Source organism: Micromonospora endophytica (assembly GCF_003236305.1).
GTDB classification, from domain to species: Bacteria; Actinomycetota; Actinomycetes; order Mycobacteriales; family Micromonosporaceae; genus Micromonospora; species Micromonospora endophytica.
In genome coordinates, this window is the sequence record NZ_POTX01000086.1 from 1 (window position 1) to 21,610 (window position 21,610).

A 21,610-nucleotide genomic window follows, 5' to 3' on the forward strand; every position below is an offset into this window, starting at 1 on the left:
GGCCAGCGCAGCAGCAGCCGCCCCCAGTCCTCCCCCCGGGCACCGACCATGGTCACCAGCCAACCGCTGTCCGGGTCGTACGCCGTGCGCCCGGCCGGCCGGACCTGCCGCGAATGCTGTTCCCACCCGGCGAGCAGCAGTTCGGCGTTCTCCCCGGCCGGGTCGTACGCGAGCACCTGCCGGGAGAGGTTCTCCAGCACCACCGGGCAACCCGACAGCTCGGCGGCCTGCCGGATCACCTCCCCCGGATCGGCGCCCTCCACGGACAGCTCGGTGAACCGTTGGTGGATCTCCTCGGTGGCCCGCAGCTCGGTGAGCTGCGCGTCCACGATCAGCGCGTGCACCGCCTCGGTGACCCGGACGAACGGGGTGGTCCGGCGCAGCTCCACCAGCGGCAGGCCGTGCCGTTGGGCGGTCGCGGCCATCACCTTCGGCACCCCGGTGAGATAGCGTCGGCCCAGCTCGACCACCAGCCCGGCGACCCCGACGCCGACCAGGTCACCGATGAAGGCCCGCAGCCCGGCGTCGTCGGCCGGCAGCCCGATGCCTGTGGTGAGCACCAACTCGCCGCCACCGAGCAGGGCGGCGATGTCCGGCACCTCGGCGACGTGCACCCACCGCACCGGCCGGTCCAGCCCGGCCCCGCCAGCGACCAGGCGGGGAGCGCCGTGACGGACCGGGTCCAGCGCCAGGACCTCACGGACGGTAGGGAACACCCGCGACACGCTACCGTCCGTGACCCCAGTTGCGGTAACCGCTGGTCAGCGGTCCAGGCCGATCCGGCTCAGACCTCGTCGTCGCGGCTCAGCTCCCAGCAGGCGACGGCCGTCGCGGCGGCGACGTTGAGCGAGTCGACGCCGCGACGCATCGGGATCACCACCCGGACGTCGCTGGCCGTCATCGCCGCCTCGGTCAGCCCCGCTCCCTCCGCACCGAGCAGCAGCGCGGCGCGGGCCCGCTGGGCGGGCGTCAGCCGTTGGATGGGCACCGCGTCCGGTGCCGGCGTCATCGCCAGCACGGTGAAGCCGGCGTCGCTTACCTGCGCCAGCGCCGTCGGCCAGGGCTCCAGCTTCGCGTACGGCACGGCGAAGACCTCACCCATGCTCACCCGTACGCTGCGCCGGTAGAGCGGGTCGGCACAGGTGGGCGAGAGCAGCACCCCGTCCACTCCGAGCGCGGCGACGGCCCGGAAGATCGCGCCGAGGTTCGTGTGATTGTTGACGTCTTCGAGGACCACCACCCGACGGGCGGTGGCCAGCACCTCCGCCGCGGTCGGCAACGCCGTGCGCCGGAACGACGCGAGCACCCCCCGGTGCACGTGAAAGCCGGTGGCCGCGCGCAGCACGTCCTGGGTGGCGGCGTACACCGGGGCGTCACCGGTGTCCAGGTCGGCGAGTTGGTCGACGCGCTTGGCGTCGACCAGGTACGACCGGGCCGGGTAGCCCGCCCGCAGCGCCCGCCGCAGCACCAGTTCGCCCTCGGCGATGAACAGCCCGTGTGGCGGCTCCCACCGGGTCCGTAACTCCACGTCGGTCAACGCCCGGTAGTCGCCGATCCGCTCATCGTCCGGCTCGGTGATCAACTCAAAACCCACCCGCCGAGTGTAAGGAGGGGCCCCCTGTTAACGCCTCCGGTAGAGGAGGGGCCCCCTGTTAACACCGACGGGGTGAGACCGCCCCCAGCTGAGGACGTCCAAGATCCACGCACCTTCGGGGAGGATGTCGTCTCCGCGCGGAAGGAGTACCCGGGCCACAGCGGTGCCGGCATTGCCACCCTCGCCGTGCGTGACCTCCTGGCCCCGGTTCTGCTGGGCCGGGACGCCGACCTGATCGAGGGTGCCTGGCAGGCGATGTACCAGGAGGCGCTGCTGCACGGCCGGGCCGGCTCGGTCGTTCGCGGCCTGTCCGCAGTCGACATCGCGCTCTGGGACCGCAGCGCGCGGGCCGCCGCCATGCCGTTGCACAAGTATCTGGGTGGCCACTCCGATGAGGTCCCGGCATACGCCTCCGGCGGCTACTACCTGGAGGGGAAGGGCGTTGATGGGCTCGCGGCAGAGCTCCAGGGCTACCGGGACCTCGGATTCACCGCTTTCAAGATCAAGGTCGGGCGGCTCGGCGTCGAGGACGATCGGGCTCGTATCGCCGCGGCACGAGAGGTCATCGGCCCCGAGGGACTGCTGATGCTCGATGCCAACAACGCCTGGAGCGATCTGCCGAGTGCACTTCGCGCGCTGCGCCGATGGGAGGAGTTCGATCCGTACTTCATCGAGGAACCGTTCGCGCCCGACGACATCGAGAACCACGCGCGGCTGGCCAGGGCGACGCCGATCACCGTCGCGACGGGCGAGATCGAAGCGGGACGCTGGCGGGCCAAGAGTCTGCTGGACGCCGAGGCCGCGGTGATCCTCCAATGCGACGCGGCCGTCTGCGGCGGGCTGAGTGAGCTACGGAAGATCGCCGACCTGGCCAGCGCCTACGGGGCAACTCTGGCGCCACACTGGTTCCACGACCTGCACGCGCCGATGGTGGCCGCCTTCCCGGCCGCGATCTTCGTCGAGTACTTCGTCGGCCACGACATCCACAACATCGGTTCGCTGCTCGACCGCGAATTCGACGTTGCCAACGGGGTCATCCGGTTGCATCAGACCCCGGGGCTGGGGTTCGGCTTCTCCGAGGAGGCCCTCGACCGCTACCTGGTGGGCCCGTGGGAGGTCGTGGAGAAGTAGGCGCGGGTGGGACCTCCCGAGCGGGCGGCGCCGCTCGGGAGGTCCCGGTCCTCGATCAGGCGATGGTGCAGGTGGAACCGTTGAGGGAGAACGACGACGGTCTGCCGGAGTTGCCGGTGTGGGTGGCCTGGAAGCCGATGCCGACCGACGCGCCCGGGGCGATGGACCCGTTGTACGAGACGTTGCGCGCGGTGACCTGCCCCGAGGTCGGCGAGTAGCTGGCGTTCCAGCCACCGGTAATGGTCTGCCCGCCAGGCAGGGTGAACACCAGCGACCAGCCGTTGATCGCGCTGCTGCCGGTGTTGGTGACGGTGATGTCCTCGGTCAGGCCGTTGTTCCAGGCGTTGACCGTTACCGCGACCCGGCAGGCGCTGGTGCCGCCCGGCGGCGGGGTGGTCGGGTTCGGCGGCGGCGTGGTCGGGTTCGGCGGCGGGGTGGTGCCGCCACCGAACTGGGTGAAGAAGTTCCAGGTCTCGGCCGGCAGGTAGGTGGTGCGGCCCTTGACGTCCGGGGGCGCGTCGCGGTTGGCGCCGTCGGCCGGGCTGGCGTCGTGCCCACCGTCGAAGGCGATCCACCTGACCGGGTATCCGGTGGCGCACCCGGAGTAGTTGGTGGTGATGTGGGTACGGCTGTTCACCGCCGGCTCCGGGGCGTTCTGCCGCGTACACCCGTTGTTGGTGACGAATCGGTCCCGCAGCGACCGGCCGCCGGCAATGCCCAGGACGTTGTCGCTGACCCCGTGGGCGCCCAGGTACGCGACCCGGCCGGCGCCCCCGCTGCACCCGCTGATCTGGCCGCCGGCGTAGACCGCGACGGCGCGGAACACGTCCGGCCGCGCGCAGGCCAGCGCGTAGCTCATGCCGCCGCCGAAGCTGAACCCGAGCGCGAACCGCAGGCTCGTGTCCACGCAGAGGTTCGCCTCGATCTGCCGCAGTATGTCGTCGACGAAGGTCACGTCCTCGCCGCCGGAGTTGGCCCAACCGTTGTTCAGGCCCTGCGGCGCCACGAAGATCGCGCTGTTGTTCGCCAGCTGGCGCAACCCGTAGTACGACCACACGTCGCGGAGCACCGTCTGCCCGGTGTCCACGTCCACGGCGGTTCCGCCGCGCCAGTGGAACCCGAAGATCAACCGGTACGGGTTGTTCTGGTTGTAGTTGGCCGGCACCCGCAGGATGTAGCTGCGGCTCTTGCCATTGCTCTGAATGGTGTGCGTACCGGAGTTCAGGCCCGGTGCCCGGCCGCAGCCGGCGGTCGCCGCGAGCGTGCCGACCTGCGCGGCCGGGGCGGCCTGCGCGGCCGGGGCGGCCTGCGCGGCCGAGGCGCTGGTGTTGGGGTTGCTGGCCAGACCCACGGTGCCCGCGGTCACGACGAGAAGCGCCGCGAGTACGACGGAACCGAGGAGGGATCTGCGTCTCACCATCGTTACTCCATTCCGCGTCCCGGTGGGACGCGCAGTCGGTGCGATGCACCGTGGTGGTGGTTGCGGCGGCGCCTGCTGCGGCACGACGACATCGCCGGCGGTGTTCGGCGAGGTGTCTGTCGTGGACGTGGAGCGCCGATCGTGGACCGGTGCCGTGCGAAAACGCTGCCCGGAGTGCCCGTCAGGCGACGTCGCGTCGACCGGATCCCACTCACATGACAATCGCGCGCGCCCCTGGCTCCCGCTCTGCAACGTATCGCGTGAGCGATAACATATCAAGAGATAGGGATGTATCGATTCAGCCGGGGAGATCGATCCACCGTGGCGGCACCCGATCGATCAGCCAGACGCCGTTTGCGGCCCGATAGAAGACGGCACCGCCGGCATGCATGCCGGCGGCATCGACCCGTAACACCACCGGATCGCCGCGCCGGGCACCGACGGTCACCGCCGTCTGCCGGTCGGCCGACAGATGAACATGAGTACGGCCACGCGGCGCAAGCCCCTCGGCACGGATGCCGGGCAGGAACCGGGCCACGGTGCCGTGGTAGAGCACCGATGGTGGCGGGACCGGCGCCAGTTGCAGGTCGACGGCGACCGAATGCCCCTGGGCGGCCCGGATCCGGCCGTCGCGCAGCTCGAAGCGTCGCCGGTCGGTGCCGCCCACCAGCCGGTCGAGCAGTTCCGGGGTGACGGGTCGGTCGTGCCGGGCCAGCGCGGCGAGCAGCACCTCCACCTCGACCCAGCCGCCCTCGTCGAGGGCGATGCCGACGGCCTCCGGGCGGTGGCGCAGCACGTACGCCAGTAATTTGCTCATCGCGGTCAGCGGGTCACTCACCGGAGCTCCCCATCGCGCGGACCGACCCGGTCGACCACCGTGCCGGCCCGGCCGAACTGCTCCAGCAGGTCACGGACCAGGTGGGCGCGGGGCGGCCGCCAGGCGGCCCAGTAGCGGATCCGCGGCAGGCCGTGGATCGGCACGGCGCGCAGGCCGTCGGGCAACCCGACGCACCCGTTGACGACGGTGGCGCCGACACCCAGCGCGGCCAGGTGCACCAGCAGGTCCCAGCCGTCCACCTCGGCGGCGACCTGCCAGCGTACGCCCGCGTCGAGCAACGACCGGTCCAGCGCCCGCCGGTGCGGACGCCCGGCCGGGGGTACGACGAGGTCCAGGCCGTCGAGGTCACGCAGCCGCACCTGTCGACGGGAGGCGAGCGGATGCCCGTCGTCGATGACCAGCACCTGACGGTACGCGGCGATCTGCCTCGCCTCGACCTGCCGGCCCGGCGGGTCGTGCGCGATGACGGCCAGGTCGGCGCGTCCGGTGTTGAGTGCGGCCAGGGCGGCGTCCCGGTCGGCGGTGATCACGTGCACCCGCCGCCCCTGCCGGCCGATCCGCCGGATCGGCTCCCCGATCACCCACCGCAGCGCGCCCCGGCCGGCGGCGACGGTCAGGGTGGGTGCCGACTCGTGGTGCAGCTCCCGCAGGAACTCGTCGGCCCGTCGGCGCGAGTCCAGGGCGTACGCGGCGAGCCGCTCACCGGCGGCGGTGAGCGTCAGTCGGCGACCGTCCCGTTCGTACAGGTCGACGCCGAGCGCCGAGGCCAACTTCCGGATCTTCACGTGCAAAGCGGGCTGGCTGATGTGCAGCGCCGCAGCAGCGGCGGTGAAGTTGCGATGCTCGGCGAAGACCGCGAACGAACGCAGCGCGTCGACTTCCAGCAGCTCACGTCCGCTCATAACCCAGAACTATAGAAGGTCGGCCAGACAATAGTTCTGCGCGCAGGGTCCGGGGAGACATGCTGCCTGGCATGAACGACGACAATCCTCGGCTCGGCATCGACATCGGCCGGGTCATCATCGACGGCTCGGCCCACCCCTGCGGCGGCGACACCGCCTTCTTCAGCGGCGACGAGGCAACCATGCTGGCCACCCCCGAGGTGCCCGGAGCCATCGAGACCATCGCCCGACTGGTCCCCCGCTTCGGCGGCCGGGTCTGGCTGGTCTCCAAGTGCGGCCCACGCGTCCAGGCCCGTACCCTGCGCTGGCTGGTCGCCCACGACTTCTACCGGCGTACCGGAGTCGACCGGAACCAGGTGCGGTTCTGCCGCGCCCGGGCCGACAAGCGGGTGCACTGTCTCGACCTGGACCTCACCCACTTCGTCGACGACCACCCCGAGGTGCACGCCGCGATCCGGGGCGCCGTCGCCCACCAGTACTTCTTCGGCCCCCAACGCCGCCCGGTGCCCCGCTACGGTCACCCCACCCCCACCTGGGTCGACGTCGAACGCCTGGTCACCCGCTCGCTGGTGGATGATGCCGCGCCGAGCCGGGCGGATCGGCCGCTGGTCGGCGAGGGGCCGCCCAGGCCAGGAAGCGGGCGAAGAGCGCCTTCGGGTCAGGGCCGTCGTGCGGGTTGAGGTGGTAGAGGTCGCGCATGGCTTCGTACATCAAGCCGGCAAGGTAGATGGACAGGCCGGTCCGGTTGCGGTCGAACTCCGCCCGCAGCAGCAGCCGCGCCGGCGCGCACGGCCACGGTTGGCCGCAGGCCCGGCAGCACCACATCGGCCGCAACGGCGTGTGCGGCGCTTGCGCACCGACCGGGCGTGGGCGCTCCGGGAGCGGACCGCGACCAGGCGTCGGCAACCGCGTCGTCACCACGACGCCCGGAATCGACGGTACGCGCACCTCAACCTCCAGAAAGGATCTATGCGGGTACGCCTCTTGCTGTTACAGCGACAGGAGACGCACCCGGATCGGGCGAGAAAGGGGCCGCCCCGGCCGGGGGAAGAGGCGGGGACGGCCCCGGAGCAGAACCCGCCCCAGCTCCGCACGGCGTGGAGCGGATCCGCCTACGTGACAGTCTGCTGAGGACGCCACTACGCTCGGAACAGGCCGAGCCTGGTCGTGGCGATGGTCGGTGGATCTCGACGGCCACTCGGTGACACTCGGTGATCTTGGCGAGTCGGCTGGAGGGCGCATGGAAGGTGAGCAGAGCGTGGATCTGATCCGCGTGCAGCTGCGCAAGCAGCGGGCGTTGGCCGGCATGAACCAGGACGAGTTCGGCAAGCGGACGAACTACTCGGCCTCCACCGTCTCCGCTGTGGAGACCGGCACCCGCCCGGTCGACCTGCCGTACGCCCGGCGCGCCGACGAGATCCTGGAGACCGGCGGCCTGTTCGAGTCGCTGCTGCGCACCGCCCAGCAGGACGGCCAGCCCGTCTGGTTCATGCCCTGGCTGAAGGCGGAACGCAAGGCGCGACAGCTGCGCTACTTCAATCCGACGTTGATTCCCGGTCTCTTCCAGACCGAGAACTACGCCCGCGCGGTGCTGCGTTTCGACGACACCCGCCCGGAGCAGGAGATCGAGCAGCAGGTGGCGGCCCGGCTGGAGCGCCAGGAAATCCTCAGGCGGGAGCGTCCACCGCAGGTCGTCGCGGTGATCGACGAGGCCGCCCTGCGCCGCACCGACGCCATCATGGCCGAGCAGCTCGCCCATCTGTTACGAATGACCGAGCTACCCTTCGTGCACATCCACATCATCCCGGCCAGCGCCGGCCTGCACGTCGGCCTCTCCGGACCGCTGCTGATTGCGCGACTGCCGGACGGGACCTGGATCGGCCACCTTGACAATCAGCTCGGCGGCGAGGCGGCCGACACGGAAGAGAAAGTCACTACACTTCTGTCGATATGGGAGTGCGTGCGGGCGGTCGCCCTCCCCGAAGACCTCTCGATCGCCCTGATCAAGGAAGTTGAGAGCCAGCATGGACCTCGGTAACGCGCGTTGGAAGAAGTCCACCCGCAGCAACACCGCCGGCGGCGACTGTGTCGAGGTGGCCGGCGACCTGGCCGGTGTGGTCGCCGTCCGGGACAGCAAGGACCCGGCCGGCCCGGTGCTCACCTTCGACACAGCCGCCTGGCGCGCCTTCCTCGACCTGGCCACGCGACGCTGACCACGTACGCCCCGCCAGGTCGCGCACCGACTCAGCGATCAGCCGCCAGCGGCACCGGCAGTGGTGCGGTGAGGTGGCGGCGACGGGACGGGAACATCAGCGTCGGGTGGCTGATCGCCCAGGCCGCGCCCCGGCAGACGAACTCCTTGTAACGGGCCGCCAGCTTGCCGCTGAGGTGGTACGACGTGGCCCGGTCGTCGGCGGTCACGTACTGGACGTCCCGGCGACCCAGGCTGATGCACTGGTTGACTTGACATCCTCGTCGCCCTGACCACGCGCGAAAGCCGCCTCCGCACCCCCGTACTGTCGAAACGAGCGAGCTTGCCGGCTCCGGCTGGCGGCTACCCGAGACGTCGCCGTAGGAGCGGCTTGTCGACCTTGCCGACGGGGGTGTACGGCAGCTGGTCGAGCACCCGGAGCGGGATGGCCAGGCCGTGTTCGCGCAGCACCTTCTCGGCGGCGGCGCGCACCGTGTCAGCGGAGGCATCCCGCGCCCCGACGACCGCGGCCACGGGCTCGACACCGGGTAGCGACGGCAGCACCGCCGCCTCGGCCACCAGACCGCAGGCCTGCAGCGCGGCTTCGACCGGTGCGGCGAACCGCACCCCGCCATCGGCGGGCATCGCGTCGGCGACCCGGCCGAGCACCCGGTATTCGCCGGTCGGAGTGCGTTCGGCGACGTCACCTGTGTGATACCAACCGTCCCGGAACGCCTGGGCGGTCGCCGTCGGATCGGCGTGGTAGCCGCGGCTCGTGTGCGGCGATCGCGCCAGGATCTCCCCGACCGACCGGCCTGCGTCGCCCTCGCCGGCCGGCGGTTGCGACGGCTGCCCGGTCAACGGCCCGAGCTGCACCTGCACCTCGGGGAGCGGCCGCATCCCGCGGTCCTCCTGGGGCACGTCGTCCAGATTGCCCAGTACGATCCCGAACTCCGTCGATCCGTAGATCCGCCGGATGTGGATGCCGAGCCGGTGCCGGCTCTGCCGCACCACGTCCTGGCTCAGGTACGCCCCGCCGCAGAGCGGCAGGCGCAGGCGGGACAGCGTCCGGGGACCGCACCCGGCGAGCTGGTCATAGTGTCGGGGCAGGGCGCTGAACACGGTCGCACCAGACCGGTCCAGGTCATCGACGAGCAGACCCGGTGCCGCCTCCGGGTCGGAGAGCACCAGCCGGGCGCCGGCCAGCAACGCGGGAAACATGTGTACGTCGACGCCGTGTGCCACGTCCAGCGGATGCATGGTCAGGAACACGTCGTCGGGTGTGATGCCGAGATAGGACAACCACGCCGACCGGTCCGCCAGCAGGTCGTCCTGTCGCCAGGACACCAGCTTCGGCATCCCGGTGGAGCCGGTCGTCTCCAACATCCGGAACAGCCCCGTGTGGACGGCCGGCTCCGCCGCACCGTCCAGTCGTGCCCGGCCGGTGACCAGCTCGTCCAACCCCACCGTCGGCAGTCGATCGTACGGCCCGTGGTCGGGCTCATCGACCAACAGTCGCGGCCCGGTGCGCTCGATCGACCAGTCGATCCGGTCGGGTGCGGCGGACCGGCTGATCGGCACGTGCACGGCTCCTGACCGGGCCAGCGCCAGGATCAGACCGACGTAGCCGGGAGAGTTGGCCAGTCGGGTGGCCACCACGTCGCCCGGTGCCACCCCGAGCGTGGACAGCTCGGCACTGATCCGCTCGACCAGGTGCACCAGCTGCGCGTACGAAATCTCCTCACCCTCGGCGGACCGTACGGCGACCCGGTCGCCGTGGTCGGCCGCGACCCGCCGGAAGGCTTGATACAGCACGCTCATCGCGCGGCCCGGTCGGCGGCCAGGGTGACCTGCCCTCGGAACAGCAGGCGCTCACCGTCGTCGCTGATCGCGGTGCGTCCGTGCAGCGTGCGCTGGTTGTCGATGACCATCAGGTCGCCGACCTGCCACGAGTGCTGGTAAAGGTAGCGGGGCCGGTGCAGGAACTCGCCGAGCCGCGCGAAGAACCGTGCCGAGTCCTCCTCGTCGGCACCCTTGACCCGCACCTGCCAACCACGCGGCACGCCAGGCGGGAACGGCAGGGTCAGGTTGAGGGAACGGACGCGTCCGTAGTCCCGCACAGCGGGGATCTCGTACCAGCTCTGCGGAACCGTGGGGAAGTACCCTCGCTCCTCGACCAGGTACTCCAACCCGGTGTGTTCGATCACCTGCCGCAGGTCGTCGGGCATCTCGGCCCAGGCCGCGAGCTGGTCACACACGGTCGTCTCGCCGGATCCGGGCCGGTCGGAGAACCGCGCCGCGTAGAGCACGATCAGGTCGGTCCGCTCCCCCACCAGCAGACCGTCGGTGTGCAGCGGAAGTGGTCCCCGCCCGGTGACCACTTTGCCGTCGTCGGCGGAGGCGTTCAATTCGAGCAGGTCGGCGCGGCCCTCGCCGAACTTGTGGTCGACGGTGTCGCCGAGGGCGTGCACCAGGCGCTGGAAACTGTCGGCGTCGAGGTCGAGGCCACGGACCAGGGCGAGGCCGGTGCGGGTCGCCGCCCGCTGGCAGGTGTCGACGAGGTCATCGGCGACGTCGGCGCCGAATCGGGTGCCCAGCCCGGACGGGGTGAGGCTCATGGTCGTCTCCTTGGTGGTCAGCGCTGTGGTCGAGGTCAACGACGGGCACGGGCGATGGCGCGCTCGTACAGGCGGGTGGCGTCCCACTCGTCCGGACTGCCGTCCGCCGCCACGGCGATCAGCTCCCGGAAACAGGCGCGGTAGACGGCGGAGCGGTCCACTCCTGGGGCATCGGCCGCCAGCAGCTTGATCACCCCTGCCTGAAGGCCGCCACCGTGGTGCACGGCCACCTTGCGACGCCAGGCGATCCGGTGCGGCAGGTGGTCGCTGACCGCCAGTCGCAGGTGATGCTTCTCCCGCCCGGCGTGCACCTTGCACGCGGGGGCGGTGTCCAGCGCCACTCGGATCACCTGCCAGTTCCAGAACGGATGGTGCACCTGCCGGCTGTGGGACAGGGGCAGCCGGCTGGAGAGCTCGTTGGTGAACCGGGTGCGGTGCAACGCGGCGAGCGTCTGGTCGACAAGTTCGTCGACGATGTCGAACGGTTCGTAGAGGCCGGCGTTGATCAGATCGCTGCCGTAGCCGGTCAGCAGCGTCTCATCCGTCGCGATCTCGGTACCGGCGTACACGGCCGAGGCGGTCAACGCCACCTCCACCACCTCCGACGCGGTCACGCCGAGGCCGCGTACGGCGCGCGGGATGGCGTCGAGGATCCGCTCCTCGCCGAGGCTGATCCGGGTCATGGGGAGGCCGAGGTGATCGCAGAGTTCGGCGGCGTCGTCGAACTCGTCGCCCCACGGGGTGCCCACGCTGTACGCCGTCAGCGGCAGCCCCTCGGCCGCGGCGAGCATGGTCACGGTCCCGGAGTCGATGCCTCCGGACAGCAACGTGGCGAACCGGCAGTCCGGCCGGTTCGCGGCGATCCGCCGGATCGTCTCCCGCAAGGCCTCCAGTTGGAGTTCGCCGGCGGCCCGGCCGACGGTGAGGCTCGGTCGACGCAGCTGCCGCAGCGGATCGTCGCGCATGGTGGCATGGATGGTCCAGCCTCGGGCATCCTGCCTGACCTGTTGGGTCGCCCCGAACGGCAGCCGGTGGACGTGCCGCAGCAGCGTCTCATCGCTCTCCGCGGTCGGTTCGTCGTCGCGTACCTCGACCGGCAACCCGAGCGCGGGCAGGATCAGCGGTGCCAGGAACGGGTCGGTGAAGTACGCGAACGCTGCCCTGGGCCGGTTGACCGCGACATGTACCGCGTCCTCGTTGAGCAGGGAGGTACGGATGGTCAGCCCACCCTCGTCGAGAGTCAGGCTGGCCGTCTGACCGTCCGTCGGGGACGGCTCTGCCCCGACGACCGCGATCGACCGCACGTCGATCTCCACCGGTGGGTGTGCGGGCAGTGCGCCGGAGAGGCCGGCGCAGTACAGGGTCAGGTCGCCGATCTGGTGCTGCGCGGCCAGATGCGCCAGCCCCGGCAGGCTTCGGTTGCTGACCACTACCCATCTGCTGGTAGCCATGGCGTTGTCTCCCGTCCGACGGCTAGCGATCGTTGGTGCCGATGACCTGGCGCATGGTCCGCTGTGCCTCTCCGGCGGCGAAGGCCGCCCGGTGTGCCTGCTTGCCGATGGTTCGCAACCGTTCGAGCTCGGCGATGTACGCCGCGTTGAGGTAGGGCTTCGTGCTGCGCAAGCCCGCCGTCGGGTACCCCGCGAATGTGGCCGCCCGCTCGACCGCGACATCACGCAGCTCCGCGGGCCCGGTGACCTCATGCAGCAACTGGTCGCGGAGGCTCCGCTCCGCCGGCCACACCTCGCACGACATCAGCATCTGCTGCATCACCGCCCGACCCACCGAGTGCTGCAACATGAACCCTCCGAAGGTGCAGGCGATGCCGAGCTGGAACTCCGGCATCTTCAACCGGCACCGGTCGCTGCCCAGCCGGTAGTCGGCGGTCAGCGCGATCTGCAGGCCGATGCCGATCGCATAGCCGTCGATCGCCGCCACCAGCGGCCTGTTGAACCGCAGGCAGGCGACATAGAGATCGGTGATGTCGTCGATCCACTCGTCAACCTCCTGGTCACCACGGAAGGTGGACGTCTCGTGGAAGTCGCCACCCACCCCGAATGATCGACCGACACCGCTGAACAGGACGACCGCCCGCACCTCGGAGTCGCCGAGGTCACGCATCATCGCGGTGAGTGCCCGCATCCTCGGCATCGACCACATGTTGTGGCGATGCCCCTCGGAGAACTCCACCACGGCCACGCCGCCGGCGGACATGTCGACGGTGAAGTGGCTCTCGACGTCGTCGGTGAGCGTCATCCGGTTCAGTCCCTCCGTGGGCTTGGACGGGTCGCCCGGTCGCGGGCAGCGAATTCCGGTCTCGGGGAATCGACAAACGGCACGCTCGACCGATTTCGGACGCCGCGGCGGACACGAGACCGGAACCATGTTTAGCAGCGCGACGAAAATTGTCAACGGCCACCCGTACAACACACACGACCTGATTTAGATCATCGATCATGCAGAGCACGTGGATCAATGCCGACAGGTAGATCCAGATAGGGTTCCGTTAATCGGAAATTTCTTCCCACATGACGGGAGACGGTACCACCAGGTCGCAGTTGCGCCACTACCATCAGCAACGGCCACGACAGTCCTGCCGCCTTCACGGCCACTGGTGAACACCAAGCCGTCGGGCACAAGCACGGTCAACCACGGGGAGCACGGCTGCGCGACAAACACTTGCCTAAACCTTCTTGAACTGCACATTCAGGGCCCCATCGGCCCCTCGGCACCGCCAACTTCCGCGCACCACCGGACCTCAGCGGCACACCAGCCGCCACCACCAGCCTGACCGACAGCATCCAGACGCCGGCCGGCATCCACCCCGCTCTTCGTGTCCCACTATACGAGATGCACACGTTCGGCAGTGGCGCCGAAGGCTAAATAGGCACTTCCCGAGAAACCGTCCCACAATTTCCCAGTTATTCCACAGCTGCGCCCAAATCGGGCGGAGGCGGTAACGCATGCGGTTTTTGAGTCGACGGCCGCTGACGAAACGGCGATAAAGCCAGAGAGGTGACGTGAAAATGACACAAAAGCTCTGGGGCGGACGCTTCTCGGAGGACATCACCTCCGAGGTGCTGGAATACACCCTCACCGTGGATGTCGACGTCCGACTCCTGCCGCACGACCTGTGGCAGAACGTCGCCCACGTGCTGCTGCTCGCCCAACAGGGAATCATCAACATGGACGCGGCCCGATCCCTGCTGAACCGGCTGGGCGAGTTGGACCGGGAACGCGAAGCCGGCGCCCTCACTCTCCGGCCCGAGTACGAGGATGTGCACCTCAACCTCGAACAGATGGTGATCGAGAAGCTCGGCCTGGACGTCGGCGGACGCATGCACACCGCACGCTCGCGCAACGACCAGGTCTCCACCGACGCCCGGCTCTACCTGCGCGAGGTGCTGCTGTCGGCCATGACGGCGAACCTCGATCTGATCGATCTACTGGCCGAGGTCAGTGACGACGACCTGACGACCGTGCTGCCCGGCTACACCCACAGCCAAGCCGCGCAACCAGTCAGCGTGGCCTTCTGGCGCACCGCGCACGCCAGCGCCCTGTCCCGCGACGTACGACGGCTGCGGGACGCCTTCGACCGGGTCAACGAGTCGCCCCTGGGCGCGTGCGCGCTCGCCGGCACCTCGTTCAACCTCGACCGGGACGCCACCGCCCGGTTGTTGGGCTTCGACCGGGTCCTCACGCACGCACTAGACGCGACCAGCGCCCGCGACCACATGATCGAGGCCGCGGCGGTCTTCGCCCTCGGCGGCAACAACCTCTCCCGGATGGCGGAGGAGATCGTCATGTGGAGCGGCCACGAGTACCGGCTCTGCGAGGTCGGGGACGCCTTCAGCACCGGCAGCTCGATCATGCCGCAGAAGAAGAATCCGGTCGTCGCCGAACTCGTGCGCGGACGCTCCGGCCGGACCGTCGGCGTCCTGATGCAACTGCTCACCGCAGTCAAGGGCGTGACCCTCGGATACAGCTGCGATCTCCAGGAGGACAAGCCCTTCCTCTGGCAGAGCATCGACACCTACCTCTCCGCCCTGCGAATCGTCGAGGCGCAGACCCGTACCCTGCGTTTCGATCCCGGGCGCGGCGAGGAACTCTGCTGGGTCAACTTCTCCACCGCCACCGAACTGGCCAACTACCTCGTCGCCGAGGCAGGTGTCTCCTTCCGCGAATCACATCACGTGGTCGGCCGGGTGGTCGGCCAACTGCTCGCGCGGCAAGCGACCCTCCGTGACCTCGACCTGGTCGCCGAACTTGTCGCCGCGGAGGGGTACCCCGTGGCCGAGCCCGTTCTACGGGACATCCTGGCACCGCGAAACGCCGTCAACGGCTACACGAGCGCCGGCGGCACCGCTGCCACGAGTGTCCGCCGCACCGCCGCCGAGCTGCGCGAGCGTTCGGCCGAGCAGCGCGCCTGGGTCGATGAGCGCCAGGCCGACCTGACCGCCGCCCGGGCGGCCACCTTCCGCTGCGCGGAGGAGGTGGCGGCCGGCGTCGCGTTGGACAAGGCGCTTCCCGCCGCGCTCTGCGCCGTCACCGACAAGGAGTCCCGATGAAGATCGTCCTGGCCTATTCCGGCGGACTCGACACCTCGGTGGCGTTGCACTGGCTACGCGAACGGTACGACGCGGAGGTCATCGCGTTCTGCGCCGACATCGGCCAGTTGGAGCCCCTCGACGACGTACGGGACCGCGCCCTGCGCACCGGCGCCTCGACCGTACGCGCCGAGCCGCTGGTCGACCGGTTCCTGACCGACTTCGCCCTACCCGCGCTCCAGGCGCACGCCCGCTACCAGAACAAGTACCTGCTGGCCGCGCCGCTGTCCCGGCCGCTGATCGCGCAGCGCATGGTCGAACTCGCCCACGAACTCGGGGCGGACGCGGTAGCCCACGGAGCGACCGGCAAGGGCAACGACCAGGTCCGCTTCCACGCCAGCGTGGTGGCGCTCGATCCGAGGCTGAAGGTGCTGGCGCCGGTCATCGACTGGGAGCTGACCAGCCGTGAGGACGAGCTTGCCTACGCCGAGAAGCACGACATCCCGGTATCGGTGCACAAGGAGAAGCCGTACAGCATCGACACCAACATCTGGGGCACCAGCATCGAATGTGGGGACCTGGACGACATCGCGTTGCCGCCGCCCCCGGACGCCTGGCAGTTGACCCGCGACCCGCGTGACGCGCCGGACGAGCCGACCCGGGTGCGAGTCGGCTTCGTGGCGGGTACGCCGGTCAGCTTGGACGGCGTACGTCTGGGGTTGCCCGACCTGGTCCGGCAGCTCAACAACCTGGCCGCGGCGCAGGGCATCGGACGGATCGACATCATCGAGAGCAGGATCGTCGGTTTCAAGTCCCGCGGCATCTACGAGGCTCCCGCCGCCACCGTCCTGATGGCGGCGCATGCCGAGCTGGAGTCGCTGGTGCTGGACCGGGAGACGCTGCACCACAAGCAGGCCCTGGCACTGCGCTACGCCGAGCTCGTCTATTACGGCTACTGGTTCAGCAACCTGCGCCGCGCGATGAACGCGTTCGTCGAGAACCTCCAGTCGGCGGTGACCGGCGAAGTGGTTCTCGACCTCTACAAGGGCGGCTGCACCGTGGTCAGTCGTGAGTCGCCGCATTCCCTTTACCGCCGAGGGCTGGCCACGTACGACGCCGGCGACGAATTCGATCATCGCGCGGGCGCGGGATTCGCGTACGTGTGGTCGCTGCCCCTGATCCGGCCCGAAATGGCGTGAGTGGAAGGAAGGTAGGCACATGCGAGTGGTCTTCATGGGCTTTCAGACCTGGGGACACCGGGTTCTACAAGCCCTGCTGAAGTCTCGGCACGAGGTCGTCTGGGTGATCACCCATCCGGAGAGCGACCACATGTACGAATCCATCTGGGACGACTCGGTGGCCGGCCTCGCGACGGAGCATCGAATTCCCCTGCTCGTCCGCAAATACGCCAACGACGACCAGGTCGTCGAACGGATGCGCGAGCTGGCGCCGGACATCATCGTCTCCTCCGACTGGCGCACCTGGCTGTCCCCTCAGGTCTACGGCCTGGCTCGACACGGCGCGATCAACATCCATGACGCCCTGCTGCCCCGTTACGGCGGCTTCGCTCCCCTAAACTGGGCCGTGCTCAACGGCGAGCCCGAGGTCGGGGTGACCGTGCACTTCATGAACGACGAGTTCGATCTCGGGGACATCGTCGTGCAGCAGCGGGTGCCGGTACGCGAAAAGGACAACGTCACCGACCTGTTCCACCGCACCGTCGAGATCTTTCCCAAGATCACTCTGTCCGCACTCGATCTGATCGAGGAGGGCACCACGCCATGGATCAAGCAGGATCCGAACGAGGCCACGTTCTTCCACAAGCGATCCCTGGAGGACAGCCGCATCAACTGGTCCTGGCCGGCCGATCGGTTGGCCAACCTCGTGCGGGCACAGAGCGATCCCTATCCGAACGCCTTCGCGTACCACGACACGAAACAACTGCGGGTGACCTCGGCATCGGTCTCCCGTAAGCGGTACGGCGGCACCCCTGGGCGGATCTTCTGCCCGGACGGCGAGGGAATCGTCGTGGTCTGTGGTCCCGAGGCCCACACCGGACGGGAACACGGACTGGTCATCGAACGGGTGCGCACGGTGGACGGGACCGAGCTACCGGCTCGTGCCTACTTCCGCACCATGGGGGGCTACCTGACCTCCCACCCCTGAGAGAGGCGATCTTGTTCAGTATCTTCCTGTCCCTCGGCTCGGCCGCGGTGCTGGGTGCCGCCGACTTCGTCGGTGGGATGGCCACCAAGCGCGCCGCGGCCGTCACCGTGGTGCTCTGGTCCAACGCCGCGGGACTGCTCACCGCGGTGTTGTTCGTCGGGCTGATCGGCAACAGCGGCTTCACCGCCGCCGACCTGGCCTGGGGAGCCGCGGCTGGGCTCGCCGGCAGCATCGGCGCCATGCTGCTCTATCACGCGCTGGCGCACGGGGTGATGAGCGTGGTCGCGCCAACGACCGCCGCCATGGCCGCGATCCTTCCCGTGATGGTGGGACTGCTGACCGGCGATTCGGTCACGGCGACGACAGCCGCCGGTCTGCTCTGCGGACTGGTGGCCATCCCGTGCGTGTCGATGACGACCTCCGGTGACCGGTCCGGCCGCCGGCTGGCGCTGGGAAGCATCGCCGGCGCGCTGGCCGCCGGTGCCGGCTTCGGACTGTTCTTCGTCCTGCTGTCGCGTACCGGGGACGCTTCGGGTCTGTGGCCGCTGGTGGCCGCGCGGTGTGCCTCCCTGGCCATGTTGGCGGTGCTGTGGCCCTTCGCCCGCTGGCCGGTGCGGGTGTCCGGGACGACCGCCCGACTCGCCCTGCTCTCCGGTGGGCTGGACATGTTCTCCAGCGTGCTCTACCTGCTGGCCGTCCGAGAGGGTTACCTCTCGGTGGCGGGGCTGCTGGCGTCGCTCTATCCGGTCAGCACCCTGCTGCTGGCGAGGGTGGTACTGCACGAGCGGGCGACGCGGGTGCAGTGGGCCGGCGTCGGTCTCGCCATGGCCGGGGTGTTCCTGTTGGCGATGCGCTGACGCACGCACCGGCACCGGGGTGGTTCCGGCCCAGGGGTCACCCCGGTGCGCTCAGGTGGTGTAGTCGGCGTTGATCCGGATGTAGCCCTCGGTCAGGTCGCAGCCGTAGACGGTGAACGAGCCGTCTGCGATGCCGAGGTCGACCTCGATCACCACGTCGTCGCGGCGCAGGTGCTCCTGCAACAACCGAAGCACCTCGTCGGTGGCGGCGGTGGGATAGACCTCCAGGCCGCCGAAGCCGATGCGGATCCGATCCGGCCGGATGTCCTCGTCGTCCTCACACTTGCCCACCGCCATCGCCACCCGACCCCAGTTCGGGTCGGCACCGTGCACAGCGGTTTTCACCAGCGGCGAGTTCACCACGGTCTTGCCGACCCGCTTGGCCTGAGCGTCGTCACGGGCGCCGGTGACCCGTACCTCGATCAGTTTGCTGGCGCCCTCACCGTCGCGGGCCACCATCCGCACCAACTCCAGCGCGCAGGCATGCAGCGCCGCGGCGAACTCGTCGAGGTCGACCGGTCCGGCAAGCCCGTTGGCGAAGATGGCCGCCGTGTCGCTTGTCGACGTGTCGGTGTCGATGCTCACCGCGTTGAAGGTTTGGTCGATCACGGCACGGAACACCCGATCGAGATCGGCGGGACCGATCTCGGCGTCGGTGCAGAAGAACGTCAACAGGGTGGCCATGTTCGGCTCGATCATCCCGACGCCCTTGGCGACGCCGACCAGGGTGGCCGAGCCACATCGCGCCCGCGCCACCTTCGGATGGGTGTCGGTCGTCATGATCGCCCCGGCCACCCGGTCGAAATCCGCGGGCGGGAAAGGCCAACGCAGATCGGCCAGGTGCGCACGGATGCTGGGCATCGGGTACTGCCGGCCGATCACCCCGGTCGAGGCGATCAACAACTCGTCCGCGGCCAGCCCGATCGCTGCGGTTACTTTCGACTGGATCTCGCGGGCGTTCGCCATGCCCTCGTCGCCGGTGGCCACGTTGGCGTTGCGGGCGAGCACCACCACCCCGCGCGCCGCCGACGTGGGGGCCGCCCGGCTGAGCAGCACGCTGGGCCCGGCGAACCGGGATCGGGTGAAGACCGCCGCGCTGACCGCCGGCACCTCCGAGACGAGCGCGACGAAGTCGTCACCCCCGTCCCGCAGTCCGGCATTGCCCACCAGCGCACGAAAACCCTGAGGGGCGGCGGTGTCCATCAGACGACTCTCCTCATCGACCGCGGCCCTCATCGACCACGGCCGCAGAATCATACAGTCAACAGCATAAGAGAACATTGCGGTACGTACATGCCCCACCGCGCCTTGCGATCATGATCCGGTGACCACCCCCGTCCCGAGCGCGTCGCACCCTTCTCCCACTACGGTTTTGTCCGGCAAAGAGGGGGAATGCCGGTCCGGTCCTGCCGGGAACTCCACGGACCGAAAGGCCAACCGGTGAGCACAGATCACGCCAGCAGCTTCGTGCCGGCCGACCCGTGGCCGCTGCCCCGCGACGCCACCGTCGCGGACCACATCGTGCAGCGGTTGGCCTGCTGGGGTGTCCGCCGCTACTTCGGCTACCCGGGCGACGGCATCAACGGCATGACCTCCGCCCTGCAACGCACCTGCGAGCAGGCGCAGTTCATCCAGGTGCGGCACGAGGAGACCGCGGGTTTCGCCGCGTCGGGGCACGTCAAATACGGTGGCGGGCCGATCGGCGCGGTGCTGGTGACCAGCGGGCCGGGTGCCATCCACGCGCTCAACGGGCTCTACGACGCCAAGCTGGACCACCAGCCGGTGGTGGCTTTGGTCGGGCACACCGCGCTCACCGCCGAGGGCGGCGGCTACTACCAGGAGGTGGACCTGCTCGCCCTCTACAAGGACGTCGCGGCGGCGTTCCTCGCCCAACTGGACCACCCGTCGCAGGTGGGCCACCTGGTCGACCGGGCCTGCCGCACCGCGCTGGCCCGGCGTACCGTCACCGCACTGGTGCTGCCCCTGGACGTGCAGGACCTGGCCGCGATGCCTCACCCGCCGCACGCGCACGGTTATTACCACACCAGCAGCGTGCCGAGCAGCGCGACGACGGTGCCGCCGGCGGCGGACCTCCGGCACGCCGCCGAGGTGCTGGGCAGCGGCGAGCGGGTGGCCATGCTCGTCGGCCAGGGCGCGCTCGGCGCCGAGAACGAGGTACGCGAGATCGCGCACCGGCTCGGCGCGGGAGTGTCCACCGCGCTGCTCGGCTTCACCGTGGTGGACCATCGGGAGCCCTGGGTGACCGGTGCCATCGGTCTGCTCGGCACCCGGCCGAGCTGGCAACTGATGAAAGAGTGTGACCGGCTGCTGATCGTCGGCAGCAACATGCCGTACTCGGAGTTCTATCCGCCACCCGGCCAGGCTCGGGCGGTGCAGATCGACCACGACGGCACCCAGCTCGGTCTGCGGTACCCGACCGAGGTGAACCTGACCGGCGACGCCGCGCCCACCCTGCGCGCCCTGCTCGCCGAACTCGGCCCCGGGCCCGGGCCGACCCGCTGGCGGCAGACCATCGCCGGCGCCACCGCCGCCTGGCGGCAGTCACAGCGGGAACTGGCCGAGCAGAACGCCGACCCGGTCAACCCGCAACTGCTCTTCGCCAGCCTCAGCGAGAGACTCCCCGACGACGTGATGCTCGCCGTGGACTGCGGCACCACCACCGCCTGGTACGCCCGGCACCTCAAGGTCCGCCCCGGCATGCTGGCCAGCCTCTCCGGCACCCTGCTCTCCATGGGCGGTGCCATGCCGTACGCCCTGGCGGCCAAGTTCGCCCACCCGGACCGCCCGTTGGTGGCTCTGATCGGCGACGGCGCGATGCAGATGAACGGCGTCAACGAGCTGATCACGGTGGCGAAATACTGGCAGGGTTGGGCCGACCCCCGCTTCGTGATCCTGGTGCTCAACAACCGGGACCTGGCGTTCGTGAGCTGGGAGCAGCGCTCCAGCGAAGGTACCCCGATGTTCGCCGACAGCCAGCAACTGCCCGACATCGCCTACCATCGTTGGGCCGAGGTGCTGGGTCTGCGCGGCACCCTTGTCGACCACCCCGACCAGGTCTGCGACGCCTGGGACGAGGCCCTGCACGCCGACCGCCCCACGGTCATCAACGCCCTGGTCGACCCGGCCGAGCTGATGATGCCGCCACACTTCACCGCCGAGCAGGCCCGCAAGACCGCCGCCGCCGTTCTCCGCGGCGACACCGACTGGGCCGGCATCCTCCGCCGCGGCCTGCCCACCGCCGTGGCCACCTACCGCCCCCGCCGCCGGTGAAAGGAGGGGCCCCCTGCTAACGCCTGGTGTATAGCAAGGGTCCCCTGTTAACACC

Annotated in this window: 19 protein-coding genes and 1 pseudogene; 8 read left to right on the plus strand and 12 right to left on the minus strand. The window is 69.7% G+C overall.

From position 1 onward, the window contains the following. Positions 1–716, minus strand: a 716-nt coding sequence (locus tag C1I93_RS14710; protein ID WP_498070717.1) for a PucR family transcriptional regulator ligand-binding domain-containing protein, incomplete at its 3' end; no start/stop codon positions are given. A 68-nt stretch (positions 717–784) separates the two neighbouring features. After that, entirely contained in the window at positions 785–1,594 is an 810-nt protein-coding gene (locus C1I93_RS14715) for a TrmH family RNA methyltransferase (protein WP_111243853.1), read from the minus strand. A gap of 72 nt (positions 1,595–1,666) precedes the next feature. Between C1I93_RS14715 and C1I93_RS14720 the strand changes: the two genes are divergently transcribed. Then, complete coding sequence (locus C1I93_RS14720) at positions 1,667–2,725, plus strand: mandelate racemase/muconate lactonizing enzyme family protein (protein WP_220039577.1); 1,059 nt, start codon at positions 1,667–1,669, stop codon at positions 2,723–2,725. Positions 2,726–2,780: 55 nt separating this feature from the next. Here the strand turns inward: C1I93_RS14720 and C1I93_RS14725 are convergent, their stop codons facing one another. From C1I93_RS14725 to C1I93_RS32485, 4 genes are all read right to left on the minus strand, one after another. Further along, positions 2,781–4,145 carry a CE1 family esterase gene (locus tag C1I93_RS14725; RefSeq protein WP_111243855.1) on the minus strand — a complete coding sequence of 455 codons (1,365 nt, stop codon included), beginning with the start codon at positions 4,143–4,145 and terminating at the stop codon, positions 2,781–2,783. A 298-nt stretch (positions 4,146–4,443) separates the two neighbouring features. Next, a complete protein-coding gene (locus C1I93_RS14730; RefSeq protein WP_223256675.1) occupies positions 4,444–4,983 on the minus strand; it encodes an RNA 2'-phosphotransferase in 540 nt (179 codons plus the stop codon). Beyond that, positions 4,980–5,885, minus strand: coding sequence for a LysR family transcriptional regulator (locus C1I93_RS14735; RefSeq protein ID WP_111243856.1), 906 nt, complete (start codon positions 5,883–5,885; stop codon positions 4,980–4,982). The genes C1I93_RS14730 and C1I93_RS14735 overlap by 4 nt, the downstream gene beginning before the upstream one ends. A gap of 555 nt (positions 5,886–6,440) precedes the next feature. Further along, positions 6,441–6,806: a hypothetical protein gene (locus C1I93_RS32485; RefSeq protein WP_111243857.1), complete on the minus strand. Its 366-nt coding sequence runs from the start codon at positions 6,804–6,806 to the stop codon at positions 6,441–6,443. Positions 6,807–7,125: 319 nt separating this feature from the next. Between C1I93_RS32485 and C1I93_RS14750 the strand changes: the two genes are divergently transcribed. After that, entirely contained in the window at positions 7,126–7,923 is a 798-nt protein-coding gene (locus C1I93_RS14750; RefSeq protein ID WP_111243858.1) for a helix-turn-helix domain-containing protein, read from the plus strand. Next, positions 7,910–8,098, plus strand: coding sequence for a DUF397 domain-containing protein (locus C1I93_RS14755; RefSeq protein WP_111243859.1), 189 nt, complete (start codon positions 7,910–7,912; stop codon positions 8,096–8,098). Before C1I93_RS14750 ends, C1I93_RS14755 begins: the two co-directional genes overlap by 14 nt. 31 nt (positions 8,099–8,129) lie before the next feature. Here C1I93_RS14755 and C1I93_RS14760 read toward each other — a convergent pair. From C1I93_RS14760 to C1I93_RS14780, 5 genes and pseudogenes are all read right to left on the minus strand, one after another. Beyond that, a pseudogene (locus C1I93_RS14760) lies at positions 8,130–8,345 on the minus strand (oxidoreductase); the annotation flags it as partial. A gap of 94 nt (positions 8,346–8,439) precedes the next feature. Continuing rightward, on the minus strand, positions 8,440–9,897 hold the full coding sequence (locus C1I93_RS14765) for a class I adenylate-forming enzyme family protein (protein WP_111243860.1): 1,458 nt from the start codon (positions 9,895–9,897) through the stop codon (positions 8,440–8,442). Further along, positions 9,894–10,694 (minus strand): TauD/TfdA dioxygenase family protein, encoded by an 801-nt coding sequence (locus C1I93_RS14770; protein WP_146603503.1) that lies wholly within the window; start codon positions 10,692–10,694, stop codon positions 9,894–9,896. Before C1I93_RS14770 ends, C1I93_RS14765 begins: the two co-directional genes overlap by 4 nt. Before the next feature lie 35 nt (positions 10,695–10,729). After that, positions 10,730–12,145 (minus strand): asparagine synthase-related protein, encoded by a 1,416-nt coding sequence (locus C1I93_RS14775; protein ID WP_111243862.1) that lies wholly within the window; start codon positions 12,143–12,145, stop codon positions 10,730–10,732. Between the two features lie 22 nt (positions 12,146–12,167). Continuing rightward, entirely contained in the window at positions 12,168–12,950 is a 783-nt protein-coding gene (locus C1I93_RS14780; RefSeq protein ID WP_111243863.1) for an enoyl-CoA hydratase/isomerase family protein, read from the minus strand. 770 nt (positions 12,951–13,720) lie between these two features. On the opposite strand from C1I93_RS14780, the gene argH reads away from it, so the two are divergent. From argH to C1I93_RS14800, 4 genes are read left to right on the plus strand one after another with little or no spacing between them, the layout of a single operon-like run. Then, entirely contained in the window at positions 13,721–15,262 is a 1,542-nt protein-coding gene (argH, locus tag C1I93_RS14785) for an argininosuccinate lyase (RefSeq protein WP_111243864.1), read from the plus strand. Continuing rightward, complete coding sequence (locus C1I93_RS14790) at positions 15,259–16,440, plus strand: argininosuccinate synthase (RefSeq protein ID WP_111243865.1); 1,182 nt, start codon at positions 15,259–15,261, stop codon at positions 16,438–16,440. The genes argH and C1I93_RS14790 overlap by 4 nt, the downstream gene beginning before the upstream one ends. A 19-nt stretch (positions 16,441–16,459) precedes the next feature. Continuing rightward, on the plus strand, positions 16,460–17,407 hold the full coding sequence (locus C1I93_RS14795; protein ID WP_111243866.1) for a methionyl-tRNA formyltransferase: 948 nt from the start codon (positions 16,460–16,462) through the stop codon (positions 17,405–17,407). 11 nt (positions 17,408–17,418) lie between these two features. Beyond that, a complete protein-coding gene (locus tag C1I93_RS14800) occupies positions 17,419–18,264 on the plus strand; it encodes a DMT family transporter (protein ID WP_111243867.1) in 846 nt (281 codons plus the stop codon). A 51-nt stretch (positions 18,265–18,315) separates the two neighbouring features. On the opposite strand, the gene argJ is transcribed toward C1I93_RS14800, so the two are convergent. Beyond that, the gene (gene argJ / locus C1I93_RS14805) at positions 18,316–19,467 is read right to left on the minus strand and encodes a bifunctional glutamate N-acetyltransferase/amino-acid acetyltransferase ArgJ (RefSeq protein WP_111243868.1); all 1,152 of its coding nucleotides are present in this window, start codon (positions 19,465–19,467) and stop codon (positions 18,316–18,318) included. Positions 19,468–19,704: 237 nt separating this feature from the next. Here argJ and C1I93_RS14810 point away from each other — a divergent pair, with 237 nt between their 5' ends. Beyond that, positions 19,705–21,555, plus strand: coding sequence for a thiamine pyrophosphate-requiring protein (locus C1I93_RS14810; RefSeq protein WP_111243869.1), 1,851 nt, complete (start codon positions 19,705–19,707; stop codon positions 21,553–21,555). The last annotated feature ends 55 nt before the right edge of the window (positions 21,556–21,610 follow it).

Coding starts and splice junctions, on each gene's coding strand:
- C1I93_RS14725 (WP_111243855.1), bottom strand. CDS start 4,145: ATGGTGAGACGCAGATCCCTCCTCGGTTCCGTCGTACTCGCGGCGCTT.
- C1I93_RS14735 (WP_111243856.1), bottom strand. CDS start 5,885: ATGAGCGGACGTGAGCTGCTGGAAGTCGACGCGCTGCGTTCGTTCGCG.
- C1I93_RS14750 (WP_111243858.1), top strand. CDS start 7,126: ATGGAAGGTGAGCAGAGCGTGGATCTGATCCGCGTGCAGCTGCGCAAG.
- C1I93_RS14755 (WP_111243859.1), top strand. CDS start 7,910: ATGGACCTCGGTAACGCGCGTTGGAAGAAGTCCACCCGCAGCAACACC.
- C1I93_RS14765 (WP_111243860.1), bottom strand. CDS start 9,897: ATGAGCGTGCTGTATCAAGCCTTCCGGCGGGTCGCGGCCGACCACGGC.
- C1I93_RS14770 (WP_146603503.1), bottom strand. CDS start 10,694: ATGAGCCTCACCCCGTCCGGGCTGGGCACCCGATTCGGCGCCGACGTC.
- C1I93_RS14775 (WP_111243862.1), bottom strand. CDS start 12,145: ATGGCTACCAGCAGATGGGTAGTGGTCAGCAACCGAAGCCTGCCGGGG.
- C1I93_RS14780 (WP_111243863.1), bottom strand. CDS start 12,950: ATGACGCTCACCGACGACGTCGAGAGCCACTTCACCGTCGACATGTCC.
- argH (WP_111243864.1), top strand. CDS start 13,721: ATGACACAAAAGCTCTGGGGCGGACGCTTCTCGGAGGACATCACCTCC.
- C1I93_RS14790 (WP_111243865.1), top strand. CDS start 15,259: ATGAAGATCGTCCTGGCCTATTCCGGCGGACTCGACACCTCGGTGGCG.
- C1I93_RS14795 (WP_111243866.1), top strand. CDS start 16,460: ATGCGAGTGGTCTTCATGGGCTTTCAGACCTGGGGACACCGGGTTCTA.
- argJ (WP_111243868.1), bottom strand. CDS start 19,467: ATGGACACCGCCGCCCCTCAGGGTTTTCGTGCGCTGGTGGGCAATGCC.